This window comes from Caenimonas aquaedulcis, from assembly GCF_015831345.1.
Taxonomy (GTDB): Bacteria; Pseudomonadota; Gammaproteobacteria; order Burkholderiales; family Burkholderiaceae_C; genus Ramlibacter; species Ramlibacter aquaedulcis.
The window spans coordinates 2704081-2719162 of sequence record NZ_JADWYS010000001.1; the positions used below are offsets into that span (position 1 = coordinate 2704081).

The 15082-nt window shown below is 68.5% G+C and carries 15 protein-coding genes; 6 read left to right on the plus strand and 9 right to left on the minus strand.

The window, feature by feature from the left end; translation table 11 throughout:
* Positions 1-12: 12 nt before the first annotated feature.
* Positions 13-603, minus strand: coding sequence for a ProQ/FinO family protein (locus I5803_RS13005; protein WP_231402410.1), 591 nt, complete (start codon positions 601-603; stop codon positions 13-15).
* 75 nt (positions 604-678) lie between these two features.
* On the opposite strand from I5803_RS13005, the gene I5803_RS13010 reads away from it, so the two are divergent.
* Positions 679-1155: an FKBP-type peptidyl-prolyl cis-trans isomerase gene (locus I5803_RS13010; protein ID WP_196986769.1), complete on the plus strand. Its 477-nt coding sequence runs from the start codon at positions 679-681 to the stop codon at positions 1153-1155.
* Positions 1156-1257: 102 nt separating this feature from the next.
* A complete protein-coding gene (locus tag I5803_RS13015; RefSeq protein WP_196986770.1) occupies positions 1258-2292 on the plus strand; it encodes a pirin family protein in 1035 nt (344 codons plus the stop codon).
* On the opposite strand, the gene I5803_RS13020 is transcribed toward I5803_RS13015, so the two are convergent.
* From I5803_RS13020 to tkt, 4 genes are all read right to left on the minus strand, one after another.
* Entirely contained in the window at positions 2289-3518 is a 1230-nt protein-coding gene (locus I5803_RS13020; RefSeq protein ID WP_196986771.1) for an MFS transporter, read from the minus strand. The genes I5803_RS13015 and I5803_RS13020 overlap by 4 nt on opposite strands.
* A 67-nt stretch (positions 3519-3585) precedes the next feature.
* Positions 3586-4587: a type I glyceraldehyde-3-phosphate dehydrogenase gene (gene gap / locus I5803_RS13025; RefSeq protein ID WP_196986772.1), complete on the minus strand. Its 1002-nt coding sequence runs from the start codon at positions 4585-4587 to the stop codon at positions 3586-3588.
* Positions 4588-4612: 25 nt separating this feature from the next.
* Positions 4613-5611, minus strand: coding sequence for an energy transducer TonB (locus tag I5803_RS13030; RefSeq protein WP_196986773.1), 999 nt, complete (start codon positions 5609-5611; stop codon positions 4613-4615).
* On the minus strand, positions 5611-7671 hold the full coding sequence (tkt, locus tag I5803_RS13035; protein ID WP_196986774.1) for a transketolase: 2061 nt from the start codon (positions 7669-7671) through the stop codon (positions 5611-5613). The genes I5803_RS13030 and tkt overlap by 1 nt, the downstream gene beginning before the upstream one ends.
* Before the next feature lie 109 nt (positions 7672-7780).
* Between tkt and speD the strand changes: the two genes are divergently transcribed.
* From speD to I5803_RS13055, 4 genes are all read left to right on the plus strand, one after another.
* On the plus strand, positions 7781-8161 hold the full coding sequence (speD, locus tag I5803_RS13040; protein WP_196986775.1) for an adenosylmethionine decarboxylase: 381 nt from the start codon (positions 7781-7783) through the stop codon (positions 8159-8161).
* Between the two features lie 10 nt (positions 8162-8171).
* Positions 8172-8873 (plus strand): nucleotidyltransferase family protein, encoded by a 702-nt coding sequence (locus I5803_RS13045; RefSeq protein ID WP_231402411.1) that lies wholly within the window; start codon positions 8172-8174, stop codon positions 8871-8873.
* A complete protein-coding gene (locus I5803_RS13050) occupies positions 8870-10255 on the plus strand; it encodes an aminopeptidase P N-terminal domain-containing protein (RefSeq protein ID WP_196986776.1) in 1386 nt (461 codons plus the stop codon). The genes I5803_RS13045 and I5803_RS13050 overlap by 4 nt, the downstream gene beginning before the upstream one ends.
* 179 nt (positions 10256-10434) lie before the next feature.
* Complete coding sequence (locus I5803_RS13055; RefSeq protein ID WP_354001660.1) at positions 10435-10941, plus strand: pilin; 507 nt, start codon at positions 10435-10437, stop codon at positions 10939-10941.
* 16 nt (positions 10942-10957) lie between these two features.
* On the opposite strand, the gene I5803_RS13060 is transcribed toward I5803_RS13055, so the two are convergent.
* The 4 genes from I5803_RS13060 to I5803_RS13075 are packed head-to-tail and all read right to left on the minus strand — an operon-like array spanning position 10958 to position 15074.
* A complete protein-coding gene (locus tag I5803_RS13060; protein WP_196986778.1) occupies positions 10958-11542 on the minus strand; it encodes an ATPase in 585 nt (194 codons plus the stop codon).
* A gap of 6 nt (positions 11543-11548) precedes the next feature.
* A complete protein-coding gene (locus I5803_RS13065; protein ID WP_196986779.1) occupies positions 11549-11917 on the minus strand; it encodes a TA system antitoxin ParD family protein in 369 nt (122 codons plus the stop codon).
* Between the two features lie 50 nt (positions 11918-11967).
* Complete coding sequence (locus I5803_RS13070) at positions 11968-13551, minus strand: FAD-dependent oxidoreductase (RefSeq protein ID WP_196986780.1); 1584 nt, start codon at positions 13549-13551, stop codon at positions 11968-11970.
* Entirely contained in the window at positions 13530-15074 is a 1545-nt protein-coding gene (locus tag I5803_RS13075; protein WP_196986781.1) for a polyamine aminopropyltransferase, read from the minus strand. The genes I5803_RS13070 and I5803_RS13075 overlap by 22 nt, the downstream gene beginning before the upstream one ends.
* Positions 15075-15082: the final 8 nt, after the last annotated feature.

The window sequence follows — 15082 nt, forward strand, 5'->3', positions numbered from 1 at the left end:
CCCGCCCGATGGCTACGCCGCCGCGAGCGCCTGCTCGACGGCCTCCGGCGCGACGCCGTACATGTCGGCGAATTCCGCCACCGTCTTGCCGCTGGACTGGTAGGCGCGCCGCAGGGCTTCGTTCTTCGCGGCGCGGGCCGATACCTGGGCGAAGGCTTCGTCGATGGCGCCCAGGGCCATGTCGTCGCGCGTGTTCACGCGCTCCAGGTAGGCGTCCTTCGCGAGGCCCGACGCTTCGATCGCGGCGGCGACGCGCGCGATGAGCCAGGGACGCGGGTCCTGCTTGCCGCGGCGCTGGCGGCGGCGAAAGAGTTCCATGATCGCGTGCAGCACGTGCTCCGGCGCCACGGGCTCCACCGGCTGGCCCTGCAGGTCGTGGCGCTGCTCGCCGGCCGCCACGCTTTCGAGGTAGCGGCCGGACCGTGCGTGCGCGGCCAGCGCGGCCTTGAGCTCTTCCTTGGTGAACTCTTCCGGGTGCGCCTCAAGCAGCTCCTGGTACACGCCGAGCTTGAGCGGCAGGAAGCGCGCCCCGAACATCGCGGGGTAGAGCTGGAAGAGGCGCTCCAGGACTTGCAGGGGCGGGCGCGGTGCGGTGGCGGTCATCGGTAGGGGGTCGGCGAGTGGGTCCATTGGAAGAGCCCCGACTGTACGCACTTTTTCGCGGGCAAAATGAAGGCCATGAAGATCGAAAAAGACACGGTGGTTTCCCTGCGCTACAAGGTCGCCGAGGCGAACGGCAAGCTCATCGAGGAGAGCAAGGAGCCGATGGTGTACCTGCACGGCGGCTACGACAACACCCTCCCCAAGATCGAGGCCGCGCTGGAAGGCCAGGAGCCCGGTTTCCAGGCCACCCTGCAGCTGTCGCCCGAGGACGCCTTCGGCATGCGCGACGAGTCGCTGGTGCGCACCATCCCCAAGAAGGAATTCCCGCCGGGCGTGAAGGTCGGCGGGCAGCTCGAGGGCCGCACGGACTCAGGCGAGCCCCACGTCTTCCACGTGATGAAGATCAAGGGCGACACGGTGCACCTGGACGGCAACCACCCGCTGGCCGGGCGCGAGCTCAAGTTCACGATCAAGGTGATCGGCGTGCGTTCCGCGACGGCCGAGGAAATCGCGCACAAGCACGTGCACGGCGAGCACGGCCACCACCATTGACGTTCCACGGGTGGGCCGGTGCGTCGCGCCGGCCGGCCTTTTGCCCGCGGACCGGCGGCCCCATGTAGGGACGAGTACCTTCCCAACTCCGGAGAACGCAGCATGAGCGACAGCCCCGTCCTGAACGTCCAGCCCCTGGGCTTCCCCTGGGTGACCGTGGACCCCTTCCTGTTTTGCGCCTACCACGACGACGCCTACCCGCAGGGCGATGAACGCATGGCGCCGAAGGCGTCGCTCGCCGGGCGCGACATCGGCCAGGACTTCAGCCGCAAGGACGGCTGGAGCATGTACCACGGCGACAGCGTGCCGGGCTTTCCCGGGCATCCCCACCGCGGCTTCGAAACCGTGACGGTCGTGCGCAAGGGCCACATCGACCACTCCGATTCCCTGGGCGCCACCGCGCGCTTCGGCCAAGGCGACGCGCAGTGGCTCACCGCCGGCGCGGGCGTCGTGCACTCGGAGATGTTCCCGCTGCTCGAGCAGGACAAGGCCAACCCGCTGGAGCTGTTCCAGATCTGGCTCAACCTGCCCGCGAAGAACAAGATGGTGCCGCCGCACTTCACCATGTTCTGGTCGGGGGACATCCCGCGCCTGTCGGTGAAGGACGCCTCGGGCCGCACGACGGAAATCGCGACAGTCTCCGGGCCGCTCGAAGGCGCCGGCGCGCCGCTGCCGCCGCCACCCGATTCATGGGCGGCGCAGCCGGGAGCGGACGTCGCGATCTGGACGATCCGCATGGAGCCGGGCGCGCGCTGGACGCTGCCGCCGGCGAAGGGCCAGGGCACGCGCCGCAACCTGTATTTCTTCAAGGGCGCGAGCGTCGGCATCGGCGGGCAGGCGGTGACGTCGCACGCGGCGATCGAAGTGCGCGCCGATGCCGCCGTGGAACTGGTGAACGGCGACGTGGAAGCGGAATTCCTGATGCTGCAGGGACGGCCGATCGGCGAGCCGGTCGCGCAGTACGGTCCCTTCGTGATGAACACGCAGGCCGAGATCATGCAGGCGATGCAGGACTACCGTCGCACGCAGTTCGGCGGCTGGCCGTTCGATGACAGCGCGCCGGTGCATTCGCGCGAGACGCAGCGCTTCGCGCGGCACCCGGACGGGCGGGAAGAAAAGCCGAAGCTCGCGGCCTAGCGCGCCTGCAGACCGTCGCGCTTCGCGAGCGCCGGAAACAGGTGGCGCCAGCTGATCGCCACAAGGATGGTGCCGATCCCGCCTGCCACGACCGACCCCACCGGGCCGAGCAGCGCGGCGGTCGCGCCCGATTCGAACTCGCCCAGCTGGTTGCTCGCGCCGATGAACACGCTGTTCACGGCGCCCACGCGCCCGCGCATGGTGTCGGGCGTTTCCATCTGCACGAGCGTCTGCCGGATCACCACGTTGACCATGTCCGCGCCGCCGGAGACGCCGAGCGCGAGCAGCGACATCAGGAAGCTCGTCGAGAGGCCGAACACCACCATGCACAGGCCGAACAGCGCCACCGCGATGAGCAACGTACGGCCGACGTGCTGACGCAGCGGCCAGCGGCTCAGCACGACGGAGACGATCACCGCGCCGACGGCGGGCGCGGCACGCAGCAGGCCAAGGCCTTCGGGGCCTACGTGCAGGATGTCGCGCGCGAACATCGGCAGCAGTGCGACCGCACCGCCGAGGAGCACCGCGAACAGGTCCAGCGAGACGGCGCCCAGCACCACCTTGTGCTGCCAGATGAAGCGCACGCCGGCCAGCACCGTCGCGAGGCTCGCGGGTTCGCGCGGCAGCGCGACGTAGGTGTAGCGCAGCAGCAGGATCAGGATGCAGCTCACGGCGAGCAATGCCGCGCCCAGGCCGTATACCTTGTCCGCACCGAAGACGAACACCAGCCCGCCCAGCGCGGGGCCGCCGATGATCGCCACCTGCGTCCCGGCCGCGCTAAAAGCCATCGCGCGCTGGAGCAGGTTCATGGGCACGAGCAGGGGCGTGAGCGCCTGCTGCGCCGTCATCTGGAACGCGCGCACCGAGCCGAACACCAGCGACATGCCCAGCAGCAATTCGCGCGAGGCCCAGTGACCGCGGCTCGCGGCCATCAGCACGATCGCCGCGATGCACTGCGTCGCGAGGCAGGCGGCGACGATGCGGCCGCGATGGTGACGGTCCACCACGTGCCCCGCCCACAGCGTGAGCGTCAGCGCCGGGACGAACTGGTACAGGCCGATGAGGCCCAGGTCCCACGCGCTGCCGGTCAGGTCGTACATCTGCCAGCCCAGCGCCACCATCAACATCTGGTTGGCCGAGGTGCCCGCGAGCCGCGCGGCCCACAGGCGCAGGAAGGGCCGCTGCGCCATCAGGTCGCGGAAGGTGGGGTCGGAAAAGGTGCCCATGGCTTGCCGCGCCGCCATGAAAAAACGCGCCGGCCGGCGCGTCTTTTTTGGCGCTTGCGCGAAAGGATTACTTCTGCGCGACGACCCGCACCATCTCCAGGCACTTGTTGGAGTAGCCCCACTCGTTGTCGTACCAGGAGACGAGCTTGACGAAGGTGCCGTCGAGCGCGATGCCGGCGTCGGCGTCGAAGATCGAGGTGCGTGCGTCGCCGCGGAAGTCCGTGGCGACGACCTTGTCTTCGGTGTAGCCGAGCACGCCCTTCAGCGCGCCTTCGGATTGCGCCTTGAACTCGGCGCAGATTTCCTTGTACGTCGCTTCCTTGTTCAGCTCCACCGTCAGGTCGACCACCGACACATCGGAGGTCGGTACGCGAAAGCTCATGCCCGTGAGCTTCTTGTTCAGCTCGGGGATCACCACGCCCACCGCCTTGGCGGCACCGGTGGACGAAGGAATGATGTTCTCCAGGATGCCGCGGCCGCCGCGCCAGTCCTTGTTGCTCGGGCCGTCGACGGTCTTCTGCGTCGCCGTGGCGGCATGCACCGTGGTCATCAGGCCGCGCTTGATGCCCCACTTGTCGTTGAGCACCTTGGCCAGGGGCGCCAGGCAGTTCGTCGTGCACGACGCGTTCGAGATGATCGCCTCGCCCTTGTAGGTCTTGTCGTTGACGCCGAAGACGAACATCGGGGTGTCGTCCTTGCTGGGCGCGGAGATGATGACCTTCTTCGCGCCGGCGGCCAGGTGCTTGCCCGCGCCTTCCTTGTCGAGGAAGAGGCCGGTCGATTCGATCACGACGTCGGCACCGACGTCGCCCCACTTCAGGTTGGCGGGATCGCGTTCCTGCGTGAGGCGGATCTTCTTGCCGTTGACGAGCAGCGTGTTGCCGTCGACCGCGATGTCGCCCTTGAAGCGCCCGTGCACGCTGTCGTACTGCAGCATGTAGGCGAGGTAGTTGGGCTCGAGCAGGTCGTTGATGCCGACGATCTCGATGTCGCTGAAATTCTGCACGGCGGAGCGCAGGACGTTACGTCCGATGCGGCCGAAACCGTTGATGCCGATCTTGATGGTCATGGGATGGGTCTCCGGATGGGTGAAGCTAGAAATCGATCGTGCCGCAGGGCACCGCTATCGTCATTGTGTCGCCAAGAATGATGTTCTGGACCTTGGGGGGTACATTCAATTGCAGCGTCGCAAGCCAGTCCAGGAAGGGCCGGCGCGCAGCTACTGCGTCTCCGACCTCGCCGGTCTCATTCGCACGGATGGGTTGCCAATAGACCAGGCGCACGTCGAACGGGCAACTCATCAGATTCAGGTCGAAAAACACCGGTCTGGCAGCAACGTCCTTGACGCCGCGGAGAAATGGAGCCAACGGAGCGTCCTTTAAGGCCTGGTATGGCATTCCTTCGAAACGAAAGTTGAACATCTGCGACGCCGTGATGGGCTCATCCAGCACGCAGGTCACGCGGTAGCCCGCGACATACGCCAGGACGGCTCGCGCGAAATCGCGATGAGGACTGGGGTCGAGGAGCCTCACTTCAGGCGGTGTGTCCGGACGGCGAAATACCATTTCGGCCAAGACGTTGCCCATCAGACCTTCGGTTTTTGCCCGTTGCGGATAGTCGGGGCGTTCTTCCCCTTCGACATGCTTGATGCAGGCCTTTCCGGCAGCCGCAAACGCGTCGTCGCGTTTCCTCGCGATCGTCCATGCAACCTTGCGGCCGTCGTTGGGCACAAACACATACTCTTGCTCCAATACCACCGGAGGGCCTCCCACCGGAAAGCAGGGCAGCCGCAGGTTCCTGGCGTGCCTCTCCACCGAATCGACGAAGAGACTCTGGTCTCCGCCCGAGAGGATCTTGACCCGGGGCTTGTCCACACCCGACTCGAACGTGAACTCCGCCTTGATGGTCGCGCCTTCCTTGCGCAGATAGGCCGCGTCGGGATAGGACGGCCGTGCGTCAGGGCCCGCCGTCGAAGTGAAGCACGCGGCGGTCGCGGAAGGCTCGAACCTGAATTCGGTGTGCGGCGCGCCCCACGCGAATCCCGTGGACAGACAAAGCAGCGCGGCGCCGAACCTGTGAAAAATCCTGGACATCAATGCATGCGCGACAGTACCGCGCGGACCGTATCCGCGACATTCTCCGGCGTGAAGCCGAAGAGCTTGAACAATACATTGGCCGGCGCCGATTCGCCGTAGGTGTCGATGCCGACCACGGCCGCGCAGCCGTATTTCCACCAGCCGTCGGACACGCCCATCTCCACCGCGATGCGCGGGATCCCGGCGGGCAGCACGCTCGTCTTGTAGGCCGCGCTCTGGCGGTCGAAGGCCGTGTTGCTGGGCATGGACACCACGCGCACCGCGATCTGCTGCGCCGCGAGCTGCTCCTGGGCCTTCAACGCGAGCTGCACTTCCGAGCCCGTGGCGATGATCACCGCCTGCGGCTTCTTGTTGAGCCCGACCTCGCCCGGCTCCGCGAGCACGTACGCGCCCTTGCTGATGTCCTCCAGCCCGGCCTTGGGTGCATAGGGCAGGTTCTGGCGCGACAGCAGCAGGGCCGTCGGCCTGTTCGCGTTCTGCAGCGCGACGGCCCAGGCGACGGCCGTTTCCGCCGTGTCGCAGGGACGCCAGACGTCCAGGTTGGGGATGAGGCGCAGGCTGGCCGCGTGTTCGATCGACTGGTGCGTCGGGCCGTCTTCGCCGAGGCCGATGGAATCGTGCGTGAACACGTGGATCACGCGCTTTTTCATCAGGGCGGCCATGCGGATCGCGTTGCGGCTGTAGTCGCTGAACGTGAGGAAGGTGCCGCCGTAGGGGATGTAGCCGCCGTGCAGCGCGACGCCGTTCATCACCGCGGCCATGCCGAACTCGCGCACGCCGTAGTTGATGTGGCGGCCGATGCGCCTTGGTGCATCTTCGGATCCATTGCCATCCTCGCCGAGCTTGACGTCGCCCGCGAGGTCGAAGCGCAGCGGCGCGGTGCTCTTGGTGTTCGTGAGGTTGGAGCCGGTGAGGTCGGCGGAGCCGCCGAGCATCTCGGGCAGCGCGGCGGTGAAGGCTTCCAGCGCGATCTGCGACGCCTTGCGCGAAGCGACCGTCTCGGCCTTGGCGTGCGCGGCCACGGCGGCGTCCACGGCGACCTGCGCGAAGTTCTTCGGCAGCTCGCCTTTCATGCGGCGCGTGAATTCGGCGGCGAGTTCCGGATGCGCCTTCGTGTAGGCGGCGAAGCGCTGGTTCCACTCGGCCTGCGCGGCGGCGCCCTTCGCCTTGGCGTCCCAGTCGGCGTAGACCTCCTGCGGCACCACGAAGGGTTCGTGCGTCCAGCCCATGGCTTCGCGGGTGAGCTTGACTTCCTCGATGCCCAGCGCCTCGCCGTGCGCCTTCGCGGTGTTCGCGCGATTGGGGCTGCCCTTGCCGATGTGCGTCTTGGCGACGATGAGCGTGGGCTTGTCCGCGCTGATCCGCGCATCCGCGATCGCGCGGTTCACCGCCGCCACGTCATGCCCGTCCACCGGCCCGATCACGTGCCAGCCGTAGGCCTTGAAGCGCGCCGGCGTGTCGTCGATGAACCAGGGCGTGACCTGGCCGTCGATCGAGATGCCGTTGTCGTCGTACACCGCGATCAGCTTGTTGAGCTTCCAGGCGCCCGCCAGCGCGCAGGCTTCGTGGCTGATGCCCTCCATGAGGCAGCCGTCACCCATGAACACGTAGGTATGGTGGTCCACCACGTGGTGTCCCTTGCGGTTGAACTCGGTGGCGAGCAGCTTTTCGGCGAGCGCCATGCCCACCGCGTTGGTCAGGCCCTGGCCGAGCGGGCCGGTGGTGGTCTCCACGCCGGGCGTGACGCCGACTTCCGGATGGCCCGCCGTCTTGCTGTGCAGCTGGCGGAAGTTCTTCAGCTCGCCAATGGGCAGGTCGTAGCCCGTGAGGTGCAGGAGCGCGTAGATGAGCATCGAGCCGTGGCCGTTGGACAGCACGAAGCGGTCGCGGTCGGGCCAGTGCGGGTCGCGCGGGTTGTGCTTGAGGTAGCTACCCCAGAGCGCGACCGCGATATCCGCCATGCCCATGGGGGCGCCGGGATGTCCGGAGTTGGCTTGTTGCACGGCGTCCATGGCCAACGCGCGGATCGCGTTCGCCATCTGTAATTCTTTGGCCATCGGGGGCAGCTCCGGGGGTGGGATCAGGGGAAACCCGAAATTTTACCCGGCGGGCATGGCCGGTCCTTTTGCACGGGCCGGCGCACCGTCATCGTCTACAGTCGCAGGCATGCAGGGACTCCACCTGACCGCCGATCTCTACCAGTGCCGCTGCGAGCCCGCGTGGCTCACCGACGCGCGCATCCTGGGCGACTGGTGCGTCGAAGCCGTGCAGGCCGTGGGTCTGCAGCCGGTCAACCAGCTGTTCCATACCTTTCCAGGCACCGACGGGGCGCCGGGCGGCGTCACCGCCACGGTGCTGCTCGCCGAATCGCATGTGTGCCTGCACACCTGGCCGGAGAAAAAAGCCGTGACGGTCGATGTCTACGTGTGCAATTTCGGCGGCGACCATTCCGCCAAGGCGCGCGGGCTGATGTTCGCGCTCGTCAACCGCTTCCAGCCGAAGTGGACCGAGCAGCGCTCGCTGGACCGCGGGGGCGAGGACGAATGAGGCACGACGCATGAGCGGCGCACGCGCGATGATCCTGGCGGCCGGTCGCGGCGAGCGCATGCGCCCACTGACGGACGACTGCCCCAAGCCCTTGCTGCGGGTGCGCGGCAAGCCGCTCATCCAGTACCACACCGAGGCGCTCGCCCGCGCGGGTTTCGACGAAGCCGTGATCAACACGGCCTGGCTCGGCGACCAGATCGAGGAGCACTACGCGCACCTGGGTGGCGGCCAGCCGCACATCGTGTTTTCGCACGAGGGCCGTGACTTCGGCGGCGCGCTGGAGACGGCCGGCGGCATCGCGCGCGCGCTGCCGCTGCTGGCCGACGCGTTCTGGCTCGTGGGCGGCGACGTGCACGTGCCGCAGTTCGAGTTTTCCCTCCCGGCGCTCGAGCATTTCGCGGCGGGCCCCATGCTCGCGCACATCGTGCTCGTGCCCAATCCACCGCACAACGAGAAGGGCGACTTCGCCCTGCTGCCCGACGGCATCGCACAGCGGGACGGCTCGCCGCGCTACACCTACTCGACCATCGGGATGTACCGCCGTGCGTTCTTCGACGCCCTGCCCGCGGGAAATCCCGCAGGCATCAAAGCCCCCATGTTGCCGCTGATGTTGGCGGCGATGGACAATCGGCGACTCACCGCCGAGATCTACACGGGTCCATGGACCGACGTGGGGACCCCGGCCCGTTTGGCACAACTGAACGCAACATGAACCACTCCACCTACGCTGACCGGCGCGCGCGCGCCGCCGCCCAACTCGGCAAGGACGGCATCGCCGTCATTCCCACCGCGCCCGAGCGCCCGCGCAACCGCGACAGCGATTTCATCTACAGGCACGACAGCTACTTCTACTACCTCACGGGCTTCACCGAGCCGAACGCGTGCCTCGTCCTCACGGGCGACGGCAAGAGCACGCTGTTCTGCGCGCCCAAGGACCTGGAGCGCGAGATCTGGGACGGCTTCCGACTCGGCCCCGAGGCCGCGCCCGCGGCGCTGGGCGTGAACGCGGCGTTCTCGATCGAGGAGCTCGACGCGCGGATGCCCAAGCTGCTGGAAAACCGCGACGCCGTCTGGTATCCGTTCGCGATCCACGAAGGCCTGGAGGCGCGCGTGGGCGGCTGGCTGAACCAGGTGCGCGCGCGCGTGCGCTACGGCGCGCTGTGCCCCGAGCAGCAGCGGGACCTGTGCGCCATCCTCGACGAGATGCGCCTGGTGAAGGACGCGCACGAGCAGGACGTGATGCGCCGCGCCGCGCAGATCAGCGCCCGCGGCCATGTGCGTGCGATGAAGATGTCCGCGCGCATGCTGCGCGAGGGCAAGGACGTCCGCGAATTCCATCTCGACGCCGAGCTGCTGCACGAGTTCCGCCTCGGCGGCTCGCAGTACTCGGCCTACGGCGCGATCGTGGCCGCGGGCGCCAATGCCTGCGTGCTGCACTATCGCGCCGATGCGGCGCCGGTGCGCGACGGCGAACTGGTGCTCATCGACGCCGGGTGCGAGCTCGACGGCTATGCCAGCGACATCACGCGCACCTTCCCCGCCAACGGCAAGTTCACGGGCCCGCAGCGCACGCTGTACGACCTCGTGCTCGCGTCGCAGCAGGCCGCCATCGACGCCACGAAACCGGGCGCGCGATTCACCGATCCGCACGAAGCCACCGTGAAGGTGTTGTCGCAGGGCATGCTCGACGTCGGCTTGCTGGACAGGAACAAGGTCGGCGGCGTGGACGACGTGATCGAGAAGCGCGCGTACTTCCAGTTCTACATGCACCGCACCGGCCACTGGCTGGGCATGGACGTGCACGACTGCGGCAGCTACGTCGAACCGTCGCAGGTCGGCGAGGTGAGCGAGCGCAAGGATCCGCTCTCGGGCGAGCTGATCAAGAACCGCCCGAGCCGCGTGCTCAAGCCCGGCATGGTCCTCACGATCGAGCCCGGCATCTATGTGCGGCCGGGCGACGGCGTGCCCGAGCAGTTCCACAACATCGGCATCCGGATCGAGGACGACGCCATCGTCACGCCGCAAGGCTGCGAACTGATCTCCCGCGGCGTCCCCGTGAAGGCGGACGAAATCGAAGCCTTGATGCGCGCCTGAAGCGCTGCCGACCGGCGGCAGGCAGGGCCGGATGGGCGGTCCTGCCTCTGGCGGGCGTGGGCAATGCCAGGGCATGCGTGTGCAAAAAGACACGGCGCCCCGGCCAATCGAGGCCGTTCCTCGTGACAATCGCTTGCATCCTGAGGAGAATTTAGACCTCATCCACTGATGGAGTGCTTGTGGAAGCTGGTCGATTGCGCTTAGCCCGGGGCTTTACCCTCGTCGAATTGATGATCGTCGTCTCGATCATCGGTGTGCTTGCAGCCGTGGCGATCCAGAACTACCGGGAGTACTCGCGCCGCGCCAGCCTGTCCGAAGTCGTGCTCGCCACCGCCGGCTGCAAGCAGGTCATCTCCGAGAACTACACCTTCCTGAGCGATGCGCCGGATCCCGGCAAGTGGGGCTGTGAATCCAGCGGCACGACACGCAAGTACGCCGGCGCGGTGCAGACCTCGGACAACGGCGTCATCCGCATCGCCATCCGCAACCTCGACGGCCTGGTCAACGGCCAGTACGTGTACATGGTGCCCGCCAAGACCGACGGCTCCCCGATGGTCACGCCCGACGACCTCGGCCGCAATGTGCCCTCGTGGATTTGCGGTTCCGACTGGCTGCCCGTGCGCAAGGCCATGCCGGCCAATTGCCGCACCGACACCACGACCTACAGCACGCAGACCTTCCAGTAGCGCACACGCGGCCGCGTCAGCGCTCGGAGAATCCCAGCGCCCGGTCCACCCAGCGCGGCCGCAAGGGCGCGTGCATCTGGACCTGCCCTGACGACACCGTCGCGATGAGGCGCGGCCCGCCGGCATGGGCGTCGCCCGCGTCGATCAGGAAGGCCATGTCGGCGAAGAACACGGCCTGGCGGAAATTGTCCATGCAGCGCACGTAACGCTCGAGCACCTTGTGCGTCGGCACGGCGTGGCCGCCCTCACGCATGCGCTGGTTCACGCGATGCAGGAGGTGGCGGGGCTCGTCCAGCGCGAGCGCATACAGCACCACGTCGAAGCCCAGCGCGCGCGCCTGCGCGATGAGCGCGACACGCGAAGGATGGGAGAACGCCGTCTCCATCACGAAGGACTGCCCGAGCCGCAGCAGCGATTGCGCCTGCTCGTCGGCCCAGTTGCGCGCGGCGCGCGCCCGGCGTGCGGGATCGCCTTTCAACTCCGCGGCGTGGGCCTGCGCGTTGACGAATGGAAAGACCGGGTACCGGGGGCCGACAAGAAATTGATACAGCGTAGACTTGCCCGCGCCGTTCGGTCCGGCGATCAGGTGGAGAGAAGGCATGCGCGGTCAGGCGGCCTTGCGTGACTTCGAGCGCGTGCCCCGGGTCTTGTTCGCAGCCACCGCATCTTCGGCGCGCGCCGACAGCGCACCCGACTTGGCGAGCGCCAGCACATGGGCCTGCAGGTCCTCGAGTTCCATCGACACCTTAGGGGCGGCGGGCGGCGTCACGTGGTAGGTGGCGCGCTCCTGCCTGGCAATGAGTGCGTGGCTGTCGCTGGTGGTGAGGCCGGCAGCTTCCAGCGCCTTGCCGAGCGTGGCCCAGTATTCGATCTGGCTCGCGACGGAACGGCGCATCGTGTGCGCGGCTTCACGCGCCTGGCCGACGATGCCTGCCGACAATTTGACCGAGATGAAGGCGGGTGGTGAGTCCGACATCGGGTTCTCCCTTTTTTTATGACCCATTTTGCGCCATGGAGCGCCAGCAGTCAACGTACACGCCCCGCGCCCAGGTGTCCGAGCGTGAAGGCTTCCTCGAAGATCGAATAACCTGCCCAATCCGCGTGGGCGAATGATAGCCGCGCCGTGGCGGCGTCCGCGGCGCCCGGCAAGCCGAGGGTTCCCGGGCGCGGGATCGCCATCGCGTGACCGTATCGCGCGACCTCCGCGCGTGTCGCCTTGTCCCGCAGATCGGGATGCGGACCCGAGAGTTCATCCACGACTTCGCCCAGCCAGCCGCGCCAGTCGCGCGCGAGCATCGCGGCTCGCGCGGCTTCGCCCGGGGCCCGGTAGCAACTGAGCACCGTGGGGCCTGGGCGCGGGTCCAGGCTCTGGTGCCGTGCATCGACATAGCCGAGCCCTGGCGCGCCGTACAGCACGTTGTCCCAGGCGGGCGCGGCGCCGCCGCGGTCGCGCAGCGGCTCGCGCAGGTGGACGTTCACAACGGCCCAAGGCGCGTAGCGTGTGTGGCCCGCGCGCAGTCGCAGGGCGGGCGGCGCCTGCTCCACCACGCGCGCCGCCACGAAGGCGGGCAGGGCGACGATGCAATGCCGCGCCTGCCAGCGCTCCACGGCTCGCGTGGCGGCGTTCCACGCGTCGATCTCGACGCCCGCGCGCTGCTCGGCGATGCGAAGCACCACGCGGCCCGTGCGTACGCGATCGCCCAGCGGCGCGGCCAGCGCCCGGGTGAGCCATGCGTTGCCCTCGGGCCAGGTCAGCACCGCGTCGCGCTCGGCGCCCTCCGCGCCCGGCGGCTGGAACCCGTGGCGGCTCGCGAAGTAATGGATGCCGGCCCATGCGGAGACTTCCGCGGCGCCCGCGCCGTAGTCGTCACGGCAGCAATAGTCCAGGTACCACCGCAGGTGCGCATCGTCGAGGCCTTCGGCCGCGAGCCACCGCGCGAAGCTCAGCGCGTCCAGGGCGCGATGCGCGGCCGGTGCGTTGCGCGGCGCGGGAATCGTGAAACGGTCGGCACGCCGCAGCGACTCCACGCGGCTCGCGAAGCGCGCGTACTGCGACAACGTCGTGGCTCCCACGCCCAGCACGGGCAGCAGCCCCTCCTGCCATTGGCCGTCGATGTAGAGCCGTTCCTGGGGGGCGTGGCACAGGTGCCGCTCGTCGTAGGTCCATCGCCCCGCCACGCGCCGCCGCAGGCCGAGCTCCTCGAGCAGGGCCTGCACTTCGCGCGCGTCGTCGCCGGGTACCGGCAGGTAGTGCGCGCCCCACGGGCACGCGATGCCCGAGACCTCGCCGCCCCGGCTGTTGCCGCCCGCCGTGTCTTCCAGTTCGAGCAGGGCGAAATCCTCGATGCCGCGCGCGCGCAAGGCGCGAGCCGCCGCCAGGCCCGCCACGCCGCCGCCCGCGATGAGGACGTGAACCTTCCCGCCGGCAACCGGGGCGCCGCCCGGGCGCGGGGCGCGCAAGAGGTGTCCCCGCTCCGCGCTCGCGCCCATTAACGCGCCCGTCACCCCGGGTGGTGGCGCGCAGCCCGCCCAGGGCAAGGCGGCGCCCGCGAGCAGCATCCGGCGCGTCACGCCGCACGCCCGGTCCGTCACTGCTGCACCTTGCCCCATTCCCGTTCGTAGGTGGTCACCAGCACCTGGTTGGACAGCCGGTTCACTTCGGCCGGCACACGGGCCATGTCCCGGGGAAAGTCGAAGAGGGGCGCAAGGCTCTCCGTCGTGAGGAAGCGCAGCCCGGGAGGCAACTGCTGCGGCAGGCGATAGGGCCGGCGGCTGGCGATCACGTAGCCCCACTCGCCGAAGCTCGGCACATGCGCGTGGTACGCCGCGGCCTGCAGGCCCACCGACTCGATGGTGGTCACCACCGTCCAGAAGCTCTGGCGCGCGACCAGCGGCGACGTGGTCTGGATGACCGCGTACCCGCTCGCGGCGAGCCGCTGCTCCATCGCGGCGTAGAACGAGCTGGTGTAGAGCTTGCCGATGGAAAAGTTCGTCGGGTCGGGGAAGTCCACGATGATGACGTCGAACATCTCGTCCGTCTGCTGCAGCCACTGGAACGCGTCGGTGTTCACGATCCTGAGCTTCGGCGACGCGAGCGATCCGCCGTTCAGGCGCGACAGCGTGTCGTGCGTCGAGAAGAGGCGCGTCATGTTCGGGTCGAGCTCCACCAGCGTGACGCTCTCGACACCGGGGTAGCGCAGCACCTCGCGCACCGCCATGCCGTCTCCGCCGCCCAGCACGGCGACCTTGCGCGGCGCGCCGTGCCCGGACATCGCGGGGTGCACGAGCGCCTCGTGGTAGCGGTACTCGTCGCGCTCGGCGAACTGCAGGTTGCCGTTCAGGAACAGCCGATGCCCGGCGCGGCCGTGCGTGACGACGATGCGCTGGTAGGGCGAGGTCGCGGCGAAGACGACGGGGTCCTGGTAGAACTTGTCTTCGGCGAGCGTGGTGATCCTCTGCGCGCCGGCGAGCGCGGCGCCGAGCGTGCCCAGCGTGAGCACGCACGCGATCGCATGCGCGGCGACACGGCGCAACTCGTGGCGGAACATCCACAGCGCCCACAGCGCCACGGCGGCGTTCATCAACCCGAAAAGCAGGCCGGTGCGCACCAGCCCGAGCTGGGGTACGAGCACCAGGGGAAATGCCACGGAGACCGCCAGCGCACCGAGGTAGTCGAAGGTGAGGACCTGCGACACGAGGTCCTTCAGCGCGACGTTGCGCCTGAGCATGCGCATCACCAGCGGAATCTCCAGGCCGACCAGCACGCCGACGGACAGCACGAGCGCGTAGAGCAGCACGCGGAACGCACCCGGCAGCCAGGCATTGGCCAGGAACAGGATCGCGGGCATGCCGCCGCCGACCAGCGCGACCAGCAATTCGATGCGCAGGAAGTGCGCCGGCAACTGGCGCTCGAAAAACCGCGACAGCCAGGACCCCACGCCCATCGCGAACAGGTAGGCGCCGATCACGGTGGAGAACTGCAGCACCGAATCGCCCAGCACGTACGAGGCGAGCGCCCCCGCCGCCAGTTCGTAGACCAGCCCGCACGCGGCGACCACGAAGACGGAGGCGAGCAGCGCCACCTCGAGCGGGCGCGGCGAAGGCGCGGCCCGGACCGGCCGCGCGGGGTCCATCGCGCTCA

What these genes read in the sequence shown, in the direction of transcription:
- I5803_RS13005 (WP_231402410.1), bottom strand. Translation starts at nt 603, where the DNA reads ATGACCGCCACCGCACCGCGCCCGCCCCTGCAAGTCCTGGAGCGCCTC.
- I5803_RS13010 (WP_196986769.1), top strand. Translation starts at nt 679, where the DNA reads ATGAAGATCGAAAAAGACACGGTGGTTTCCCTGCGCTACAAGGTCGCC.
- I5803_RS13015 (WP_196986770.1), top strand. Translation starts at nt 1,258, where the DNA reads ATGAGCGACAGCCCCGTCCTGAACGTCCAGCCCCTGGGCTTCCCCTGG.
- I5803_RS13020 (WP_196986771.1), bottom strand. Translation starts at nt 3,518, where the DNA reads ATGGGCACCTTTTCCGACCCCACCTTCCGCGACCTGATGGCGCAGCGG.
- gap (WP_196986772.1), bottom strand. Translation starts at nt 4,587, where the DNA reads ATGACCATCAAGATCGGCATCAACGGTTTCGGCCGCATCGGACGTAAC.
- I5803_RS13030 (WP_196986773.1), bottom strand. Translation starts at nt 5,611, where the DNA reads ATGTCCAGGATTTTTCACAGGTTCGGCGCCGCGCTGCTTTGTCTGTCC.
- tkt (WP_196986774.1), bottom strand. Translation starts at nt 7,671, where the DNA reads ATGGCCAAAGAATTACAGATGGCGAACGCGATCCGCGCGTTGGCCATG.
- speD (WP_196986775.1), top strand. Translation starts at nt 7,781, where the DNA reads ATGCAGGGACTCCACCTGACCGCCGATCTCTACCAGTGCCGCTGCGAG.
- I5803_RS13045 (WP_231402411.1), top strand. Translation starts at nt 8,172, where the DNA reads ATGAGCGGCGCACGCGCGATGATCCTGGCGGCCGGTCGCGGCGAGCGC.
- I5803_RS13050 (WP_196986776.1), top strand. Translation starts at nt 8,870, where the DNA reads ATGAACCACTCCACCTACGCTGACCGGCGCGCGCGCGCCGCCGCCCAA.
- I5803_RS13060 (WP_196986778.1), bottom strand. Translation starts at nt 11,542, where the DNA reads ATGCCTTCTCTCCACCTGATCGCCGGACCGAACGGCGCGGGCAAGTCT.
- I5803_RS13065 (WP_196986779.1), bottom strand. Translation starts at nt 11,917, where the DNA reads ATGTCGGACTCACCACCCGCCTTCATCTCGGTCAAATTGTCGGCAGGC.
- I5803_RS13070 (WP_196986780.1), bottom strand. Translation starts at nt 13,551, where the DNA reads ATGGGGCAAGGTGCAGCAGTGACGGACCGGGCGTGCGGCGTGACGCGC.
- I5803_RS13075 (WP_196986781.1), bottom strand. Translation starts at nt 15,074, where the DNA reads ATGGACCCCGCGCGGCCGGTCCGGGCCGCGCCTTCGCCGCGCCCGCTC.